The sequence below is a fragment of the Pseudomonas sp. LB3P31 genome, from assembly GCF_054897945.1.
On the sequence record NZ_CM142710.1, the window covers coordinates 2,812,060 to 2,830,962 of the forward strand.

At 60.4% G+C, this 18,903-nt stretch carries 18 protein-coding genes; 5 read left to right on the forward strand and 13 right to left on the reverse strand.

Annotated features, from left to right (window positions below; translation table 11 throughout):
* Positions 1–58 precede the first annotated feature (58 nt).
* From ACYZTK_RS12800 to ACYZTK_RS12850, 11 genes are all read right to left on the reverse strand, one after another.
* Positions 59–1,348, reverse strand: a complete 1,290-nt coding sequence (locus tag ACYZTK_RS12800) for an adenylosuccinate synthase (protein ID WP_462014764.1) — start codon at positions 1,346–1,348, stop codon at positions 59–61.
* A gap of 54 nt (positions 1,349–1,402) precedes the next feature.
* A complete protein-coding gene (locus ACYZTK_RS12805) occupies positions 1,403–2,590 on the reverse strand; it encodes an ATP phosphoribosyltransferase regulatory subunit (RefSeq protein ID WP_462014765.1) in 1,188 nt (395 codons plus the stop codon).
* A gap of 317 nt (positions 2,591–2,907) precedes the next feature.
* Positions 2,908–3,777: a protease modulator HflC gene (hflC, locus tag ACYZTK_RS12810; protein WP_462014766.1), complete on the reverse strand. Its 870-nt coding sequence runs from the start codon at positions 3,775–3,777 to the stop codon at positions 2,908–2,910.
* Complete coding sequence (gene hflK, locus ACYZTK_RS12815) at positions 3,777–4,949, reverse strand: FtsH protease activity modulator HflK (protein WP_462014767.1); 1,173 nt, start codon at positions 4,947–4,949, stop codon at positions 3,777–3,779. The genes hflC and hflK overlap by 1 nt, the downstream gene beginning before the upstream one ends.
* A gap of 96 nt (positions 4,950–5,045) precedes the next feature.
* Positions 5,046–6,347 carry a ribosome rescue GTPase HflX gene (hflX, locus tag ACYZTK_RS12820; protein WP_462014768.1) on the reverse strand — a complete coding sequence of 434 codons (1,302 nt, stop codon included), beginning with the start codon at positions 6,345–6,347 and terminating at the stop codon, positions 5,046–5,048.
* Between the two features lie 12 nt (positions 6,348–6,359).
* The gene (gene hfq, locus ACYZTK_RS12825) at positions 6,360–6,620 is read right to left on the reverse strand and encodes an RNA chaperone Hfq (RefSeq protein WP_007902656.1); all 261 of its coding nucleotides are present in this window, start codon (positions 6,618–6,620) and stop codon (positions 6,360–6,362) included.
* 94 nt (positions 6,621–6,714) lie between these two features.
* On the reverse strand, positions 6,715–7,686 hold the full coding sequence (gene miaA / locus ACYZTK_RS12830; RefSeq protein ID WP_462014769.1) for a tRNA (adenosine(37)-N6)-dimethylallyltransferase MiaA: 972 nt from the start codon (positions 7,684–7,686) through the stop codon (positions 6,715–6,717).
* Positions 7,686–9,593 (reverse strand): DNA mismatch repair endonuclease MutL, encoded by a 1,908-nt coding sequence (mutL, locus tag ACYZTK_RS12835; RefSeq protein ID WP_462014770.1) that lies wholly within the window; start codon positions 9,591–9,593, stop codon positions 7,686–7,688. The genes miaA and mutL overlap by 1 nt, the downstream gene beginning before the upstream one ends.
* Entirely contained in the window at positions 9,590–11,017 is a 1,428-nt protein-coding gene (locus ACYZTK_RS12840; RefSeq protein ID WP_462014771.1) for an N-acetylmuramoyl-L-alanine amidase, read from the reverse strand. The genes mutL and ACYZTK_RS12840 overlap by 4 nt, the downstream gene beginning before the upstream one ends.
* Positions 11,018–11,488, reverse strand: coding sequence for a tRNA (adenosine(37)-N6)-threonylcarbamoyltransferase complex ATPase subunit type 1 TsaE (gene tsaE / locus ACYZTK_RS12845; protein ID WP_462014772.1), 471 nt, complete (start codon positions 11,486–11,488; stop codon positions 11,018–11,020).
* Positions 11,476–12,975 carry an NAD(P)H-hydrate dehydratase gene (locus ACYZTK_RS12850; RefSeq protein ID WP_462014773.1) on the reverse strand — a complete coding sequence of 500 codons (1,500 nt, stop codon included), beginning with the start codon at positions 12,973–12,975 and terminating at the stop codon, positions 11,476–11,478. Before ACYZTK_RS12850 ends, tsaE begins: the two co-directional genes overlap by 13 nt.
* Before the next feature lie 63 nt (positions 12,976–13,038).
* Between ACYZTK_RS12850 and queG the strand changes: the two genes are divergently transcribed.
* The gene (gene queG / locus ACYZTK_RS12855; RefSeq protein WP_462014774.1) at positions 13,039–14,103 is read left to right on the forward strand and encodes a tRNA epoxyqueuosine(34) reductase QueG; all 1,065 of its coding nucleotides are present in this window, start codon (positions 13,039–13,041) and stop codon (positions 14,101–14,103) included.
* Between the two features lie 78 nt (positions 14,104–14,181).
* Here queG and ACYZTK_RS12860 read toward each other — a convergent pair whose 3' ends face one another.
* Positions 14,182–14,793, reverse strand: coding sequence for a trimeric intracellular cation channel family protein (locus tag ACYZTK_RS12860; RefSeq protein ID WP_462014775.1), 612 nt, complete (start codon positions 14,791–14,793; stop codon positions 14,182–14,184).
* A 243-nt stretch (positions 14,794–15,036) separates the two neighbouring features.
* The gene (gene orn / locus ACYZTK_RS12865) at positions 15,037–15,579 is read right to left on the reverse strand and encodes an oligoribonuclease (RefSeq protein WP_462014776.1); all 543 of its coding nucleotides are present in this window, start codon (positions 15,577–15,579) and stop codon (positions 15,037–15,039) included.
* 107 nt (positions 15,580–15,686) lie between these two features.
* Between orn and rsgA the strand changes: the two genes are divergently transcribed.
* From rsgA to ACYZTK_RS12885, 4 genes are all read left to right on the forward strand, one after another.
* A complete protein-coding gene (gene rsgA, locus ACYZTK_RS12870) occupies positions 15,687–16,718 on the forward strand; it encodes a small ribosomal subunit biogenesis GTPase RsgA (protein ID WP_462014777.1) in 1,032 nt (343 codons plus the stop codon).
* A 280-nt stretch (positions 16,719–16,998) separates the two neighbouring features.
* Positions 16,999–17,406 (forward strand): TIR domain-containing protein, encoded by a 408-nt coding sequence (locus tag ACYZTK_RS12875; RefSeq protein WP_462014778.1) that lies wholly within the window; start codon positions 16,999–17,001, stop codon positions 17,404–17,406.
* Positions 17,407–17,409: 3 nt separating this feature from the next.
* Positions 17,410–18,369 carry a caspase family protein gene (locus ACYZTK_RS12880; protein WP_462014779.1) on the forward strand — a complete coding sequence of 320 codons (960 nt, stop codon included), beginning with the start codon at positions 17,410–17,412 and terminating at the stop codon, positions 18,367–18,369.
* A complete protein-coding gene (locus tag ACYZTK_RS12885; protein WP_462014780.1) occupies positions 18,369–18,860 on the forward strand; it encodes a toll/interleukin-1 receptor domain-containing protein in 492 nt (163 codons plus the stop codon). Before ACYZTK_RS12880 ends, ACYZTK_RS12885 begins: the two co-directional genes overlap by 1 nt.
* Positions 18,861–18,903: the final 43 nt, after the last annotated feature.

Genomic DNA, 18,903 nt, shown 5'->3' on the forward strand with positions numbered 1-18,903 from the left:
AGGCAGAAACGACAAAGGCCCCCATTGAGGGGCCTTTGTGTTTTACATCAACAGCTTATTAAGCGAACGGGTGACGCAGAACGATGGTTTCGTTGCGGTCCGGACCTGTCGAAATAATGTCGATCGGCGCGCCGATCAGCTCTTCGACACGCTTGATGTAGGCACGGGCATTCGCTGGCAGCTCTTCCAGGGTTTTGGCACCCACGGTCGATTCAGTCCAGCCCGGCACTTCTTCGTACACAGGCACCAGGCCCACGTAGCTGTCAGCGTCAGTCGGAGCAACGTCCTTACCTTCCGCATCTTTGTAGCCGACGCAGATATTGATGGTTTGCAGACCGTCGAGCACGTCCAGCTTGGTCAGGCAGATGCCCGAGATGCTGTTCACATCGATAGCACGACGCAGGATAACGGCGTCGAACCAGCCACAACGACGGGCACGGCCGGTAGTCGCGCCGAACTCGTGGCCTTGTTTGGCCAGGTGCGCACCGACTTCGTCGAACAGCTCAGTCGGGAAAGGACCCGAACCCACACGAGTGGTGTACGCCTTGGTGATGCCCAGGATATAGTCCAGGAACATCGGACCAACACCCGAACCGGTGGCAACGCCGCCCGCAGTGGTGTTGGAACTGGTCACGTACGGGTAGGTACCGTGGTCGATGTCGAGCAGCGAACCTTGAGCGCCTTCGAACATGATGTCTTTGCCAGCGCGACGCAGGTCGTGCAGCTCGGCAGTCACGTCCAGCATCAGCGGCTTGAGCAGCTCAGCGTATTCCTTGCACTCGGCCAGGGTCTTGTCGAACTCGATGGCTGGCTCTTTGTAGTAACCCACCAGCATGAAGTTGTGGTAATCCACCAGTTCACGCAGCTTGTCTTCAAAGCGCGGCATGTTGAGCAGGTCGCCCACACGCAGGCCACGACGCGCGACCTTGTCTTCGTACGCCGGGCCGATGCCACGACCGGTGGTGCCGATCTTCAGCTCGCCACGGGCCTTTTCACGGGCCTGGTCCAGCGCAACGTGGAAGGACAGGATCAGCGGGCAGGATGGGCTGATACGCAGGCGCTCACGCACTGGCACGCCTTTCTCTTCCAGCTTGGTGATCTCACGCAGCAGGGCGTCCGGTGCAACCACCACACCGTTGCCGATCAGGCACTGCACGCCTTCGCGCAGCACGCCCGAGGGGATCAGGTGCAAGACGGTTTTTTCGCCGTCGATCACCAAGGTGTGACCCGCGTTGTGGCCACCCTGGTAGCGCACTACGGCGGCAGCATGTTCGGTCAGCAGATCAACGATCTTGCCTTTGCCCTCATCACCCCATTGGGTGCCCAGGACTACGACATTCTTACCCATAACACTTGTCCTCTTCGCGCAAACTTGGTGCCGGCCACGGGCCGACAGGAAAACTCAAGAAGCCAGTGGCGATACTTGCCACAGCCCGTTCTGCTGAATCAATTGCCGGTCGCAGTCCGCTTCACGGGCGGCGGCCAAAGGTTGCCCAGGCAAGGCCTGAACGACACGCTGACCCTCACTGCGCAACTGGCAAACCTGCTGCCAGAGTGCCGCATCCGTACTGTCAGGCATCCAGATACCGCCAGACGGTAGCTCGATCTCAGCACGCCCCAGGGTCACCAGGGTTTTCAAATCGGTGGAAAAGCCGGTTGCCGGACGGGCACGACCGAAGTCGGCGCCGATGTCGTCGTAACGACCGCCCTGGGCAATGGACTGGCCAACACCCGGGACGAACACGGCAAACACTACACCTGTGTGGTAGTGGTAACCGCGCAACTCGCCCAGGTCGAAGTAAAGCGGCAATTGCGGGAAACGCGCGGACAGTCGCTCGGCAATCGCCAGCAGGTCGTCCAGTGCCGCCAGTACCGGCGCCGGCGCTTTGGCCAGGCGTTCACGGGCGGCGTCGAGCACTTCACGACCGCCACACAGGTCAACCAACGCCCGCAGCATGCCCGACAGCTCGGCAGGCAAACCCTCGGTCAAGGTAATGACCTCGTCGATAGCCTTGCGTTGCAACGCGTCGAACAACTGCTGCTCGACTTCACCGGACAAGCCGGCGGCGCGCGCCAGGCCACGGTAGATGCCGACATGCCCGAGGTCCATGTGCACGTCCGGTACATCGGCCAGTTGCAGCATGGCGAGCATCAGGCTGATGACTTCAACGTCGCTGCTCGGACTGCCGTCGCCGTAGAGCTCGGCGCCCAGCTGAATCGGGCTGCGCGAGGACGACAAGGCGCGCGGCTGCGCATGCAGGACGCTGCCGGCATAGCACAAGCGGCTCGGGCCTTCGCGCCGCAGGGTGTGCGCATCAATGCGCGCGACCTGCGGCGTGATATCGGCACGGAAGCCCATCTGCCGGCCCGACTGCGGGTCGATGACCTTGAAGGTACGCAGATCGAGGTCCTGGCCCGCGCCGGTCAGCAGGGATTCCAGGTACTCGATATGGGGAGTCACGACAAACTCGTAACCCCAGCTCTGGAACAGATCCAACACCTGGCGACGCGCTACTTCGATGCGCGCAGCCTCCGGCGGCAGTACTTCTTCGATGCCATCTGGCAGCAGCCAGCGGTCTACCGTTGCCATTACGCCATTCCCCTATGATCCGGGCGGCCAGCCTTGGGGCGAGCCTAGAGTGAAGCAGAAAATGACCGGTCCAGGCGCAAACCAGCGCGCATGAACAACAGGGCGAAAAGCCTGCGATCGGCTTCGCCTGTCATTTTCCTCGAAAAACCTGTCGAGTCGTTCAACTCGGGTGCCTGCATAAAAAACAGCAATCAAACGTGCAGACGCAAAAAAGCCGGGAATTTCCCGGCTGCCGCATCATACACACGTTTTCCCAAAGGATCACCCCGCCCGAGGTTTTAGCCGCCAGGCGGGGGAAGATTCAGGTCAACGCAGTATCAAGGCTTGGCTTTTTCCAGGTAACGGAAGAAGTCGCTGCTTGGGTCGAGGACCATGACGTCGGATTTGTTCGCGAAGCTTTCACGGTAGGCACGCAGGCTACGGTAGAAACCATAGAACTCCTGATCCTGACCGTAGGCCTTGGAGTAAATCCCAGCGGCCTGAGCATCACCGTCACCGCGAACCTCTTCGGATTCACGATAGGCTTCAGCCAGCAACACGCGACGCTGACGATCGGCGTCGGCACGGATGCCTTCAGCCAGCTCGTTACCTTTGGCGCGGTGCTCACGAGCTTCACGCTCACGCTCCGAACTCATGCGCTCGAACACGCTGCGGTTCACTTCCTTCGGCAGGTCGATGGCCTTGACCCGAACATCGACTACTTCAATGCCCAGCTCTTTTTCGGCCATTTTGTTCAGCGAAGCGGTGATGTCAGACATCAACGCATCACGCTCGCCAGACACAACCTCGTGCAGCGTGCGCTTGCCGAACTGGTCACGAAGACCCGATTCCAGACGACGGGACAGACGTTCGTCAGCGATCTGCTTGAGGCCGGATGTCGCAGTGTAGAAGCGCTCGGCATCTTTCACGCGCCATTTGGCGTAGGCATCGACCATGACGGCTTTCTTTTCCAGCGTCAGGAAGCGCTGCGTCGGTGCATCGAGCGTCATCAGGCGTGCGTCGAATTTACGCACCTGGTTAACGTAAGGCACTTTCACATGCAGGCCCGGCTGAACGTCAGCCTGGACCACGCGACCGAACTGCAGCAACACCGCACGCTCGGTCTGAGCCACGATGTAGAAGCAGTTCCAGGCAGCGATCGCCACGACGACCACGACTATAAGGGCGATCAGCGATTTATTGCTCATCAGCGACTCTCCCTGGTACGTGCTTGCTGTTGCTGCAGATCAGCTGCTGCACGTGCATTCGCTTCATTGCTGGTGGCTGCTGCGCCGGTCACCGGAGCACTGGTGCTGCGACCACTGTCGATCATCTTGTCCAGCGGCAAGTACAGCAGATTGCTCTGGCCGTTCTTGTTGCCGGTCACGAGAACCTTACTGGTATTGCTGAAGACTTCCTGCATGGTGTCCAGATACAGACGCTCACGGGTAACTTCAGGTGCCTTGCGATACTCGCTGACCAGTTTGGTAAAGCGATCAGCCTCACCCTTGGCGCGCGAGACAGTTTCGTCACGGTAGCCATTGGCATCTTCAAGGATGCGCTGGGCCTGACCACGGGCTTCCGGCACGACGCCGTTGGCATAGGTTTCAGCCTGGTTGCGCGAACGCTGCTCGTCTTCACGGGCACGGATCACGTCATCGAAGGCTTCCTGCACTTCACGCGGTGCAGCTGCGCTCTGTACGTTGACCTGGGTGACGGTGATACCGGTGCGATAGGTATCCATGAAGCGTTGCAGACGCTCCTTGATCTCGCTGGCCATCAATTCACGACCTTCAGTCAGCACCTGGTCCATTGCGGTGGAACCCACCACATGGCGCAAGGCGCTTTCGGTCGCGTGCTGCAGGCTGATTTCCGGCTGATCGACGCTCAGCACGAAGTCCTGCAGGTTGCTGATCTTGTACTGCACGGTCAGCGGCACTTCGACGATGTTCTCGTCTTCAGTCAGCATTTGACCCTGCTTGGTGTAGGCACGCTCACGTGTCACGTTTTCCAGGTACTTGCGATCGATCGGCGGGAAATAGATATTCAGGCCCGGACCCACCGTCTCGTAGTACTTGCCGAAGCGCAGCACCACGGCTTGCTCCTGTTCGTCGACGACGTAGACGGCGCTGTACAGCCACACGGCCGCCAGCACGACGAGCACGATGCCAAGAATGCCGCCGAAGCCGCCACCCTTGCCCGAGCCACCGCCGTCATCACCACGTTTCTTACCACCACCGAACAACCCGTTCAGGCTTTCCTGCAGCTTTCGGAAGGCCTCGTCGAGATCCGGTGGCCCCTTGCGGTCGCCGTTATTGCGGCGCTTGCCACCCCAAGGATCCTGATTATTCGAGTTGCCACCCGGCTCATTCCAAGCCATAGCGCTCTCCATCTGATAAAGCAAAGACGCACCCACGGCGCGCCGACCAATGCTACAGAATGCCTGTCACCACGGCACAACCGCTTTCTCAGGCTTTTATTGCAAAGTGTGTTGCTCGATGAACTCTGTCGGCACAACGCCCTCACGACTGACCAGCCGATTAAGCTCCGAGCGCGGCAATCGAACGGCCAGCAAGCTGACACCTTCTTCGTCGTGTTCTTCTTTCTGCACCGCTCCGAGTTCGAAAAACTGCGCACGCAGTCGAGCGAATCGTTGCGGCAGGCGCAAGGTACCGATGAACATCTCACTGCCGAGCAACTCGGCAATGGCTTGCTCAAGCAATTCCAGGCCACTGCCATCACGCGCCGAAAGCCAGACCCGTTGCGGTTTGCCATCGGCATCGCGCTGGATTTGTGGCTCAACGCCTTCAAGCAAATCGAGTTTGTTATAGACCTCGAGGATCGGCAAGTCCTGGGCACCAATCTCGCCCAATACCACCATCACCTGCTCGATCTGCAACATGCGATCCGGTTCGGCCGCATCGATCACGTGCAACAGCAGGTCGGAGTTGCTCGACTCTTCGAGGGTAGACCGAAATGCCTCGACCAGCTTGTGCGGCAGGTGGCGAATGAAACCCACGGTGTCGGCCAGGACAATCGGCCCCAGGTCGTCCAGCTCCAGACGGCGCAAGGTCGGGTCCAGCGTGGCAAACAGCTGGTCAGCCGCGTACACGTCGGATTTCGTCACGTTGTTGAAGAGCGTGGATTTGCCGGCGTTGGTATATCCCACCAAAGACACGGTAGGGATGTCCGCACGGGAACGGCCACGTCGCGACTGTTCGCGCTGGCTGCGCACTTTTTCCAGCCGGCCCTTGATCTGTCGCAGGCGAACCCGCAGCAAACGGCGGTCGGTCTCGAGCTGGGTTTCACCCGGGCCGCGCATGCCGATACCGCCACCTTGACGCTCAAGGTGAGTCCAGCCACGAACCAGCCGGGTGCTCATGTGGTCAAGCTGGGCCAGTTCGACCTGGAGCTTGCCTTCATGGGTACGGGCGCGTTGGGCAAAAATATCGAGAATCAGGCCGGTACGGTCGATCACGCGACACTCGAAAACACGTTCGAGGTTACGTTCCTGACTGGGCGTGAGGGTGTGATTGAAGATCACCAGATCGGCTTCTTCGGCATGGACCAGATCGCGCAGTTCCTCGACCTTGCCGCTACCGATCAGGAATTTGGCGGTTGGCCGATGACGCGGCACGTTAAAAAACGCAACGGTCTCGGCGCCGGCCGAATTAGCCAATTCCTGAAACTCCTGCGGATCTTCGCGCGCCTCAGGGTCCTGTCCATCCAAGTGAACGAGGATCACTCGCTCACCACCACCGTGGCGCTCAAAGAACAAAGGAGACTCCTATCAGGCGTTACCTGGCTCAGCGTCACCCGCTTCCGATTCGGTTGCACTAGGCAGACGAATTGGACGAACCGGCACCACTGTAGAGATAGCGTGTTTGTAAACCATCTGGCTCACGGTGTTCTTCAGCAGGATCACGAACTGGTCGAAAGACTCGATCGTGCCTTGCAGTTTGATCCCGTTGACCAGGTAGATGGAAACCCCCACTTTCTCTTTACGTAAAGTATTCAAGTAAGGGTCTTGTAGCGAATGCCCTTTTGACATGTGCCGCACTCCTTTAAGGATTCAATATAAAAAATAGGTAATCAGATGACTTGTGGCCGTCACACCCCCAAGGATAGACGGCAATTGCAAGGACTCAGCTCAATATGGAGATGGTCCCCAGGTATTTCAAGGCGCGCGGCAGATTGTCGCAATCCAGGCTGTCCAACCAGTGTAAATCAGCCCAGCTGCGCAGCCAGGTGAACTGGCGCTTCGCCAACTGGCGCGTGGCGATGATTCCACGCTCCTGCATCTCGGCTTGCGTCAGCTTGCCATCCAGGTAATCCCAGACTTGTCGGTAGCCTACTGCACGTATAGACGGCAACCCGGCATGCAGGTCACTTCGCTTACGCAGGGCTACGACCTCGTCAATGAACCCCTGTTCCAACATTAATGTGAATCTTTGTTTAATCCGCTCATGCAGTACCTGGCGATTTGCTGGAGCAATGGTCAAGTTCGCGACAGTATAGGGCAATTGTTGACGCCCCGAAGCGGCTGCTTCAGTACTTTGCGCAGATTGTTGCAAGCGTAGTGCAGTCATGCTCTGACCGCTCACTCGATAAACTTCCAATGCTCGACTGAGGCGCTGTGGATCGTTCGGATGAATACGCGCTGCAGACTCCGGGTCGATGACTGCCAATTGGTCATGCAGGGCTTGCCAGCCAAGGCGCGCAGCCTCTTCCTCGATCTGCGCGCGAACTTCGGCATCGGCTGCAGGCATGTCCGCCAGGCCATCCACCAAAGCCTTGTAATAGAGCATTGTGCCGCCGACCAGCAGAGGAATTTTTCCGCGAGCAGTTATGTCAGCCATGGCCTCCAGGGCGTCCCGACGGAAATCGGCGGCCGAATAGCTCTCGGCTGGATCGAGAATATCGATCAGCCGATGCGGGTATTCAGCCAGTAATTCCCGGGAAGGCTTGGCAGTGCCGATATCCATGCCGCGGTAGACCAGCGCCGAATCGACGCTGATCAGCTCGCATGGCAGGACCTTGGTCAGTTCGATGGCCAGGTCGGTCTTGCCGGCAGCAGTCGGCCCCATGAGGAAAATGGCAGGAGGGAGGTGGCTCATCAACGACCGCGCAAGAACAGTTTGTCCAGATCGTCCAGGCCCAGTTGGGTCCAGGTCGGTCGGCCATGGTTGCATTGACCGCTGCGCTCGGTGTTTTCCATGTCGCGCAGCAGGCCGTTCATTTCAGGCAGCGCCAGGCGCCGGTTGGCGCGGATAGCGCCGTGACAGGCCATGGTCCCGAGCAATTCGTTCAGGTGCGCCTGAATGCGGTCGCTGGTGCCGTATTCCATAAGATCCGCCAATACGTCGCTGACCAGCCGATTGGCCTCGGCCTGCTTGAGCAAGGCCGGGATCTGCCGGATGGCAATGGTTTCTGGGCCAAGACGCTGCAACTCAAAGCCCAGGCGCTGGAACCAGGCGACGTTTTCTTCGGCACAATCGCCTTCGCGCTCACTCACGGCCAAGGATTCCGGAACCAACAGCGGCTGGCCACTCAGACCTTCGCTGGCCATGGCGACTTTCAAGCGCTCGTACATGATCCGCTCATGCGCGGCGTGCATGTCCACCAGCACCAGGCCCTGGGCGTTTTCGGAAAGAATGTAGATGCCTTTGAGCTGCGCCAGTGCATATCCCAGCGGCGGGATATCGTCCTGCCCGTCCGGCAGCGCGACAGCATTGGCTTCCGGCAGCGGCGCAAAAAATTCACGATACGCCGCCTGAGCTTCAGCCGCCGGCACGCCGGACTGAGGACGCGGCGAGTATTGGTACTGATAACCGGCGCCCGCGCCGGAGCCTGCCGCATTGAAGGTCGGTTGTGCCTGCGGCTGTTCCAGCAGCGCATTGGCCGCCAGGCGCATTTCACCTTGCGGACCGAACTCGCCAGCGTCGATACCGCTCGGTCGGACGATGGCCGTCGCCACCGGCGCTGCCAGATGGTCATCCGGACGCACATCGCCCAAAGCGCGGTGCAGGGTGCCGTAGAGGAAGTCGTGGACCATGCGCCCATCGCGAAAGCGCACTTCGTGCTTGGTAGGGTGCACGTTGACGTCAACGCCTGCCGGATCGACTTCGAAGAACAGCACGAATGTCGGGTGCCGGCCATTGAACAGCACGTCGCGATAAGCCTGGCGCACGGCATGAGCCACCAGTTTGTCGCGCACCGCTCGACCGTTGACGAAGAAATACTGCAAGTCCGCCTGGCTGCGGTTGAACGTCGGCAGACCGACCCAGCCCCACAAATGCAGGCCATTGCGCTCGATCTCGATCGGCAGCGCCTGTTCGAGGAAACCCGATCCGCAAATCGCCGCCACCCGCCGGGCACGGGCCGCGTCATCGTGGGCCTCGTGCAGGCTGAGGATGGTTTTGCCGTTGTGGCGCAAATGGAATGCCACGTCAAAACGCGCCAGCGCCAGGCGCTTGATCACTTCCTGCAGGTGATCGAATTCGGTTTTTTCGGTCTTGAGAAACTTGCGCCGCGCCGGGGTATTGAAGAACAGGTCGCGCACTTCTACCGAGGTGCCCACCGGGTGCGCCGCTGGCTGCACGCGCGGCGCCATGTCACGGCCCTCGGTCTCAACCTGCCACGCTTGATCGGCGTCACGGGTGCGCGAGGTCAGGGTCAGGCGCGCGACGGAGCTGATCGATGCCAGGGCCTCGCCGCGAAACCCGAGGCTCATGACCTGTTCAAGGTCTTCCAGGTTACGAATCTTGCTGGTGGCGTGACGGGCAAGGGCCAGCGGCAAGTCATCTGCCGAGATCCCACGGCCATCGTCGCGCACCCGCAGCAGCTTGATGCCACCGAGTTCGACATCGACGTCAATGCGCTTGGCGCCAGAGTCGAGGCTGTTTTCCAGCAGCTCCTTGATCACCGAAGCCGGGCGCTCGACCACCTCGCCGGCGGCAATCTGGTTCGCCAGGCGCGGGCTGAGCAGCTCGATGCGCGCTTCGTTGCTGACCACCTGATTCATTCCTTGGCCGCCAGCTCGGTGCCAGGAATGGTCAGGTGCTGGCCCGCCTTAAGGTCGTCGCTTTTCAGATTATTTGCGCTGCGCAAGGTGGCCGGGGACACCTGGTAACGCACGGCAATCATCGCCAGCGTCTCGCCCGGGTTGACCCGGTGATCACGCGGGCCCTGGGCAATACCGCCGGAATCGCGCAGCCAGGCTATGTAGGTGCCCGGCGGCGGGTTCTGCTGGAAGAACTGGCGCACGCCGCTGCTGATCGAGCGGGCCAGCGCCTGCTGGTGGCTCGACGCAGCGAGTTTCGAAGCTTCGTTGGCGTTGGAGATAAACCCGGTTTCCACCAGGATCGATGGAATATCCGGGGATTTCAACACCATGAACCCGGCTTGCTCCACGCGCTGCTTGTGCAGCGGAGTGACCCGACCGATGTTAGTCAGGACTTTCTGGCCGACGTTTAGACTGGAAGTCAGGGATGCGGTCATCGACAGGTCGAGCAATACGCCGGCGAGCATCCGGTCCTTGTCGTCGAGGCTGACGTTACCTGCGCCGCCGATCAGGTCGGAGCGGTTTTCGCTGTCGGCCAGCCAACGAGCGGTCTCGGAGGTAGCGCCGCGATCGGACAGGGCAAACACCGAGGCACCGAACGCAGCCGTCGATGGGGCAGCGTCGGCGTGGATCGAGACGAACAGATCGGCGCCCTTCTTGCGGGCGATTTCGGTGCGACCACGCAACGGGATGAAGTAGTCACCGGTACGAGTCAGTTCGGCGCGGAAACCTTTCATGCCGTTGACCTGACGCTGCAACTCGCGGGCAATGGCCAGCACCACGTCTTTTTCGCGCTGGCCACGAGAGCCCGAGGCACCCGGGTCTTCACCGCCGTGACCGGCATCGATGACCACGATGATGTCGCGCTTGCCGGCCGGAGCCGGGGGCAGCTTGACCGGCGGATCGATCGGCGTGACCGGCACGGGAGCGACCTTGGCCACGTTGGTCTGCACGGGAATAGGCGCGGCGTCGGCGGCGTCATCGAACAGGTCGACCACCAGGCGATTGCCGTACTGGGCGTTCGGCGCCAGGGTAAAGCTTTTCGGGGTGACGGCCTTTTTCAGGTCGATGACCACCCGCAGGTCGGTTGGCGTGCGCTGGGCCGAACGCATGGCGGTGATCGGCGTATTTGCCGAGTTAACGTTCAATGGCGCGCCAAGCGATGCGCCATTGATATCAATCACCAGTCGATCCGGGGCTGTCAGCGTGAACACGCTGTGCTGCACCGGCCCTGTCAGGTCGAACACCAGCCGTGTGTTGTCCGGCGCTCGCCACAAGCGAACGCTGTTGACCTTCGATTCGGCCACAGCGTTGACGGTTACCGCCAAAAGCAACAATCCTACGGCAGCTACCATCGCGCGAAAGCGCATACCTGACCCCATCATCTAATTGGATTCCAATGCCAAAGCGGCACACCACAACTCGCCACGCGAGCTCTGGGACAAAATTTTCAGCGAACGCCCGCTGTCTTGCGGGCCAATGGTAATGGTCAGGTCGGGCTTTGGCAAAAAGCCTGCACCCTTTTCGGGCCATTCAATAAGACACAGTGCGTCATCCTCGAAATAATCACGGATGCCGAGGTATTCCAGTTCTTCGGGATCGACCAGTCGATACAGGTCGAAATGGAAAGCCCGGACCTCACCAATCTCGTAGGGCTCGACCAAAGTGAATGTCGGACTTTTTACCGCGCCGACATGCCCCAGCCCGCGAATGATGCCCCGCGACAAGGTGGTCTTGCCCGCCCCCAGGTCGCCTTCGAGAAAAATCAGACCATGCCCGCCAGTGGTTTGTGCGATTCGTGTACCAAATGCGCTCATCGCCTCTTCATCGGCCAGGTACAGGGTTACTTCAGACACGGTGCTTGCTCCTCCAATAACTGACGAATGACTGGAATCAGATCACTGGCCGCCAGCCCACGGCCCGATTTACCTTCATGCGCACCGGCGTTGGCGTGCAGCCACACCCCCAGGCAGGCCGCGTCGAACGCATCCATGCCCTGGGCCAGCAACGCGCCGATCACCCCTGCCAGCACATCACCCAAGCCGGCAGTGGCCATGGATGGATGGCCCTGATGACATAACGCCAGGCGCCCAAAGGGACTGGCGATCAAGCTGCCGGCGCCTTTCAAAACGACAACGGCTGTATATTTTTTGCTCAGCGCGTGAGCAGCAGCAGGACGGTCAGCCTGGACCTCGGCCGTCGACACACCCAACAAACGCGCCGCTTCGCCCGGATGCGGAGTGATCACGCAGCCCTGAGGCAGAGTTACTTGCGCCTCGGACAGCAAGTTCAGCGCATCGGCATCCCAGACTTGCGGCAGCGGCGCGTTGGCGGCTGCCGACAACAGGCTGCGTCCCCAGGCGCCCTGGCCCAAGCCCGGACCGACGACCAGTACCGACACCTTGTCCAGCAACTCCATCAGCTGATTCGCCGAGGAAGTCCCCAGCACCATGGCTTCGGGAATTCTGGCGAGGGCGGCCGGCACATGTTCGCTGCGGGTCGCCACCGACACCATGCCCGCGCCGCTGCGCAGCGCACTTTGTGCACTGAGGAGAATAGCCCCGCCGAAGCCGCGATCACCGCCGATCAGCAGCACGTGGCCAAATTTACCTTTGTGGGACGCAGGAGCCCGGGGTGCCAGGCGCGGCAGATTGCCACCGCTCAAGCGACGGGCGCTGACCACCGTGTCAGCCAGCAGTTGCGGATCAGCCTGCAGATCGTTGAACACCAACTCACCCACGTGATCGGCAGCATCGCCAGTGAACAGCCCCAGCTTCAGGCCGATGTAAGTGACCGTGAGGTCGGCGTGAACCGCGCTACCAAGGACTAGCCCCGTATCGGCACACAGACCCGAAGGGATATCCACCGCAGCCACCGGCAAGTCGCTGGCATTGATGGCGGCGATAGCGCTGGCATAGGGCTCGCGCACTTCACCGCTGAGCCCGGTGCCGAGCAAGGCGTCCAGCACAACACCGCGCAAGGAAGACTGCGCATCCCAGGCTTCGATGGACACTTTGTCGGCCACCGCCTCGGCGTAGGCCTGTGCCGCATCACCCTGCAGACGTTGGGTATCAGCCACAGCCAAGACCCGCACCGACCACCCGGCACGCCGGGCCAGCACGGCCACCAGATAACCATCCCCGGCATTGTTGCCATGCCCGGCCAGCACGCTCAGTTCGTTCGCCGCCGGCCATTGGCGCACCAGTGCACGCCAGGTCGCCCGCGCAGCACGCTGCATCAATTCGAAGCCCGGCGTGCCTGCCGCAATCAGGCTCGCATCAAGCCCGCGGACTTGCGCGGCGCTGTACAGCGCGTCGGGTAATTCATCTTTAGTGTGCGGCATGCGTCTTCGGGCTCCGATGTCTGGCAGAATTATACGCATCTCAGCTCCGGTTTCTCTCGCCTCATGCCCGCTATTACCACAGACCTGCCCGCCCTCGCCCAATCCATCAAGGACTGGGGCCGCGAGCTGGGCTTTCAGCAAGTCGGCATCAGCGGCCTTGACCTGGCCGAGCATGAGCAGCATCTGGAGCGCTGGCTGGCAGCCGGCTACCACGGCGAAATGGAATACATGGGCGCCCACGGCAGCAAACGCTCGCACCCGGAACAACTGGTACCTGGCACCCTGCGCGTGGTTTCCCTGCGTATGGACTACCTGCCAGGTGACACTGAAATGGCCAAACGCCTGGCTCAACCGGAAAAAGCCTACGTGTCGCGTTATGCCTTGGGCCGCGATTACCACAAATTGATCCGTAAACGTGTGCAACAACTGGCAGAAAAAATCCAGGCGGTGATTGGCCCCTTTGGTTACCGAGCGTTTGTCGACAGCGCTCCGGTGCTGGAAAAGGCGATTGCCGAAAAGGCCGGCCTCGGCTGGATCGGCAAAAATACCCTGGTATTGAACCGCAAGGCCGGCAGCTACTTCTTCCTCAGTGAACTGTTTGTCGACCTGCCGCTGCCGGAAGACCCGCCCCACTCCACCGAGCACTGCGGCCGCTGCACTGCGTGCCTGGATATCTGCCCGACCAATGCGTTTGTCGGCCCTTACGTGCTGGACGCCCGGCGCTGCATTTCCTACCTGACCATCGAGCTCAAGAGCGCGATACCTGAGGAGCTGCGGCCACTGATCGGCAATCGGGTGTTCGGCTGCGACGACTGCCAGATGGTCTGTCCGTGGAACCGTTTTGCCCGCCCCTCCGGTGAAAGCGATTTCAAGCCGCGGCACAATCTGGACAACGCCGAACTGGCCGAGTTGTTCATGTGGGATGAAGAAAAATTCCTCAGCAGCACTGAGGGCTCGCCGTTACGCCGGGCGGGTTATGAGCGTTGGTTGCGGAATCTGGCGGTGGGCCTGGGCAATGCGCCGTCGAGCATTCCGGTGCTGGAGGCGCTGAAGGCTCGGCGTGAGTATCCGTCAGAGCTGGTGCGCGAACACGTCGAATGGGCCCTGAAACAACACGGTCTGGCGTAGGAGCTGCCGCAGGCTGCGATCTTTTGATCTTAAAAATCAAAAGATCGCAGCCTTCGGCAGCTCCTACAGGGGACCGCGTTACGCCTCGTCGTTATAGACGAACTTGGGCATTTCCCAGTGGAATCGAATCGCCAGCAATCGCAGCAGAAACCCGCCAAACAGCGTAATCAGGATCGCCTGCTCATCGGGCAGTTGCAGGTAGATACACAGCATGTAGCACCAGGCGGCGGCGAACGAGACACTGGCATATAGCTCGCGGCGGAAAATCAGCGGGATGTCGTTGCAGAAGATGTCGCGCAGGATGCCGCCGAATACGCCGGTAATCACCCCGCTGACCGAAGCCACCAACATGCCATGGCCCATTTCCAGCGCGGTCATGCAGCCGATCAAGGTGAATGCCACCAGGCCGACCGCATCCAGCACCAGAAACAATGAGCGCAGGTGGCGCATCCAGCGTGCCGCGAAGATGGTGAACATCGCGGCTACCGAGGTCAGCACCAGGTATTCCGGGTGCTTGACCCAGGTCAGCGGGTAATGGCCCAGCAGCACATCGCGCACCGAGCCACCGCCCAGAGCCGTGACGCAGGCGATCAGCACCACGCCAAACCAGTCCATGCCGCGACGCCCGGCAGACAACGCGCCGGTCATGGCTTCGGCGGTGATGGCGATCAGGTAGAGCATCAGCAACATGGTGGCGGTCCTTGCAGGAAGGCGCGCAGTCTAGCCATTTCGGTGCGGCACCAAAAGAGGGCAATCGTTACGCCAGACCGCGTCGCCTGCATCGCGGGCAAGCCTTGCTCCCACAAGGGCACGCCCGACATCCTTTCCGTCTGAGCAAGGCTGTTGGAGCAGGCCTGCAGGAGCAAGGCCTGTGGGTGTAGACCTGTGGGAGCAAGGCTTGCCCGCGATGAGGCCAGAACAGGCGCCGCAATATCAGAACTTGATGAAATGCTTGCGGTAATGCTGCAGCTCGGCGATGGATTCGCGGATATCGTCCAAGGCCAGGTGCGTGCTGCCTTTCTGGAAACTGTCCCGCACTTCAGGCGCCCAGCGCGCAGCCAGTTCCTTGAGGGTCGACACATCGAGGTTGCGGTAATGGAAATAGCTTTCCAGAGATTTCATGTGCGTATAAAGGAAGCGGCGGTCCTGGCAGATGCTGTTGCCACAGATCGGCGACTTGCCCTTGGGCACCCATTTTTCAAGGAAGGCAATGGTCTCGGCTTCAGCTTCAGACATGCTGATGCGGCTGTCACGAACCCGTTGAGTCAGACCGGAGCCGCCATGTTGACGGGTATTCCACTCATCCATGCCCGCGAGGATTTCATCGCTGTGGTGGATGGCGATCACCGGACCTTCGGCCAAGGTGTTCAGATCGCTGTCGGTGACGATGGTGGCCATCTCGATGATGACGTCGGTATCAGGGTTCAGACCGGTCATTTCCAGGTCGATCCAGATCAGATTCTGCGGGTTTTGCATAATTCGGCTCCTAGGCAATGCTGCGCAGTTTAGCTTAGAGAGCTGGCCGGGCGTGCTAAACTCGCGACCGCTTTACCTAATCGCTGCATTCTTGATACGGAACACCCATGGCCAAACGCCAACTCAATCGTCGTCAAAACTGGCGCATCGAAAAGATTCAGGGCGAGCGCGCTGCCCGCGCCGCCAAACGCGAGTCCTCGGCTGTCGAGGCACTCGAAGGCGGCGACCTGGGTCCGGAACAGACCGGCCTGGTGATCGCGCACTTCGGTGTGCAGGTCGAAGTCGAGGCCCTTGATGGCGATTTGGCCGGCCAGGTATTCCGCTGCCACTTGCGCGCCAACCTGCCTGCGCTAGTGACCGGCGATCGGGTAGTCTGGCGTGCCGGCAACCAGGGCATCGGCGTGATCGTCGCGCAACTGCCGCGCAACACCGAACTGTGCCGTCCGGACAGCCGTGGTCAGCTCAAGCCTGTAGCCGCCAACGTCGACATGATCGTGATTGTCTTCGCCCCGCTGCCCGAGCCCCACGCCAACCTGATCGACCGTTACCTCGTTGCAGCCGAACATGCGGGCATCCGTCCGCTGCTGCTGCTGAACAAATTTGACCTGATCGACGAGCAGAACGCCCCGGCGCTCAACGCCCTGCTGGCGGTCTACCGCACCCTGGGTTACCCGGTGCTGGAAGTCTCGGCGCACCATGGCAATGGCATGGAGCAGCTGCAGGAACAACTGGACGGGCGCATCAGCGTGTTCGTCGGGCAGTCCGGCGTCGGCAAGTCCTCGCTGGTCAACAGCCTGCTGCCGGAAGTCGAAACCCGCGTCGGCCCGCTCTCCGAGCTGTCCGGCCAGGGCACCCACACCACCACGACCGCCCGCCTGTTCCACTTCCCCGGTGGCGGTGAGCTGATCGACTCCCCGGGCATCCGCGAATTCGGCCTGGGCCACGTCAGCCGCGCCGACGTCGAAGCCGGCTTCATCGAGTTCAACGACCTGATCGGCACCTGCCGCTTCCGCGACTGCAAACACGACCGCGAACCCGGCTGCGCCCTGCTCAAGGCCCTGGAAGATGGCCGCGTGCAGCAGCAACGGATGAACAGCTACCGCTCGATCATTGCCAGCTTGACTGAAAGCACTTACTGAGTCGCTTCAGCCGAAAACAAAAAAACCGCGATCATCTCGCGGTTTTTTTGGTCACGCTTGCCCACCTTGATCATTTTCGTGGCGCCACGAAATTGATCAGCCAGCTCCACTTCGTGACGCCACACCAATCTTCGCCGCCTCCTCCAAAACCAACAAACGTCAGACATTTCTGTAGGACTTACGCACGTCCGCTGTAGGACATTTCTGTTTCTCCGCCCAGACCTTGTTAGCGCGCTCCCGCTGCCTACATTCAAACCCTCTGCACTCTGAGGGATATTTCATGCAAACCTATCACCTGTTCATCAGCCACTCGTGGAACTACGCCGACAAACACGATCGACTCGTGGAAATGCTCGGCGCGCACCCGACATTCACCTTCAAGAACTTCTCGGTGCCACCCCACAACCCGATCATCGGCGCGCTGAACGACCAGCAACTGGAAGCGGCCATCGAAAACAAGATTCGTCCCTGCTCGGCTGTGCTGATCATGGCCGGCATGTATTCCACGTACAGCAAGTGGATCAACAAGGAAATCGCGATCGCCCAACGAATGGGCAAGGTCATCATCGCGATCAAGCCCTTCGGTGCCGAACGGATTTCCACGGTGGTACGCCGGGCGGCGCATGCCGAGTGCGCGTGGAACACCCTCAGCATCATCAGTGCCATCCGCACTCACACGGCGGACTGAATCATGCGCAAGGGCCTGTTTATCGGCATTAACAATTACGACCATGTCTCCCCATTGAACGGTTGCAACAACGATGCGATGGCCATGGCTTCGGTGCTCAAGACTAACGCCAACGGCGATCCGAATTTCAAGAACATCGTCCTGACTTCCGCCGAGGACTTCTTGAGCCGCGAGAAAATCGAAGACCAGATTCGCGATCTGTTTTCCGGTGATTGCAACGTCGCGCTGCTGTACTTCGCCGGCCATGGCGCCTTCGACCTGGATACCGATGAGGGCATGCTGGTGCCGCAAGACTACAAGTCTCCCAAGGACGGGATTCGCATCAGCGACATCCTCAACTGGGCGTCCAAAGCCACCAGGATCAAGAACAAGGTGGTCATCCTCGACTGTTGCCAGAGCGGCTCTGCGGGAGAAGTCCGGGCATTGCGCAGCGAAACCAGCATGGTTGGCGAGGGCATGACCATTCTCACCGCCTGCAAGAAAGAGGAGCCGGCCATGGAAGGCGCCAATCATGGCGTGTTCACCGGCCTGCTGCTCCAGGCGTTACACGGCGGCGCGGCTAACATCCTCGGAAAAATCACCCCCGGCAGCCTGTACTCGTTCGTCGACAACGCGCTCGACGCCTGGGAACAGCGCCCGGTGTTCAAGACCAACGTCTCGCAGTTCATTTCGTTGCGGGAAGTCTCGCCGCTGATCCCCAAGGAAATCCTGCGCAAGCTGCCCGACTGGTTTGCCGAGGCGGAGTCGGTGTTTGCCCTGGACCCGAGCTACGAACCCACCGAGTCCAGTTTCAACCCGGCCCATGGTGAGGTCTTCGCCCAGCTGCAGAAGTGCAACCGCCACAGCCTGATCGAGCCGGTCGACGCCGAGCACATGTACTACGCCGCCCTCCACTCCACCGGCTGCCGCCTGACAGCGCTCGGTGCCTACTACCGCGAACTCGCAATCAAGGGACATTTCTGATGCCAGTGTTTATCAGCTACCGCCACGTCGACCGAGTCCACGCGATGAGTATCAATTCGCGCCTGATCCAGGCCGGCATCAAGACTTATCTGGACGTGCTCGACCCCGAATCCCAGACCACCGAGGACATTACCGAGGTCATCACGCGCAATATCAACGAGTCCACGCACCTGCTGGCAGTCGTGTCGGAGCGAACCGCGCAGTCGTGGTGGGTGCCGTTTGAAATCGGCGAAGCGACGATCAGCAATCGGCGCATCTGCTCCTTCAAGACCGGGCCTACGGAGTTGCCGCTGTACCTGGACAAGTGGCCGAAAATGACCTGTGCCAAGGACATCGAGTTCTTCATTGATGCGTACAAAAACGAAGTGATGCTCAAACGCTCGGCTGCGCTGGATTCGATTACCGGCAGCCAGTCCACGCGCAGCTACAATAAAACCAACGCCGAGCGCTTCCACGCCGACCTCAAGAACAGGATTCGCCGCGGCATCTGAGGCAAGCGAACAGCCACAAAAAGGCCGACATCTGCTGTCGGCT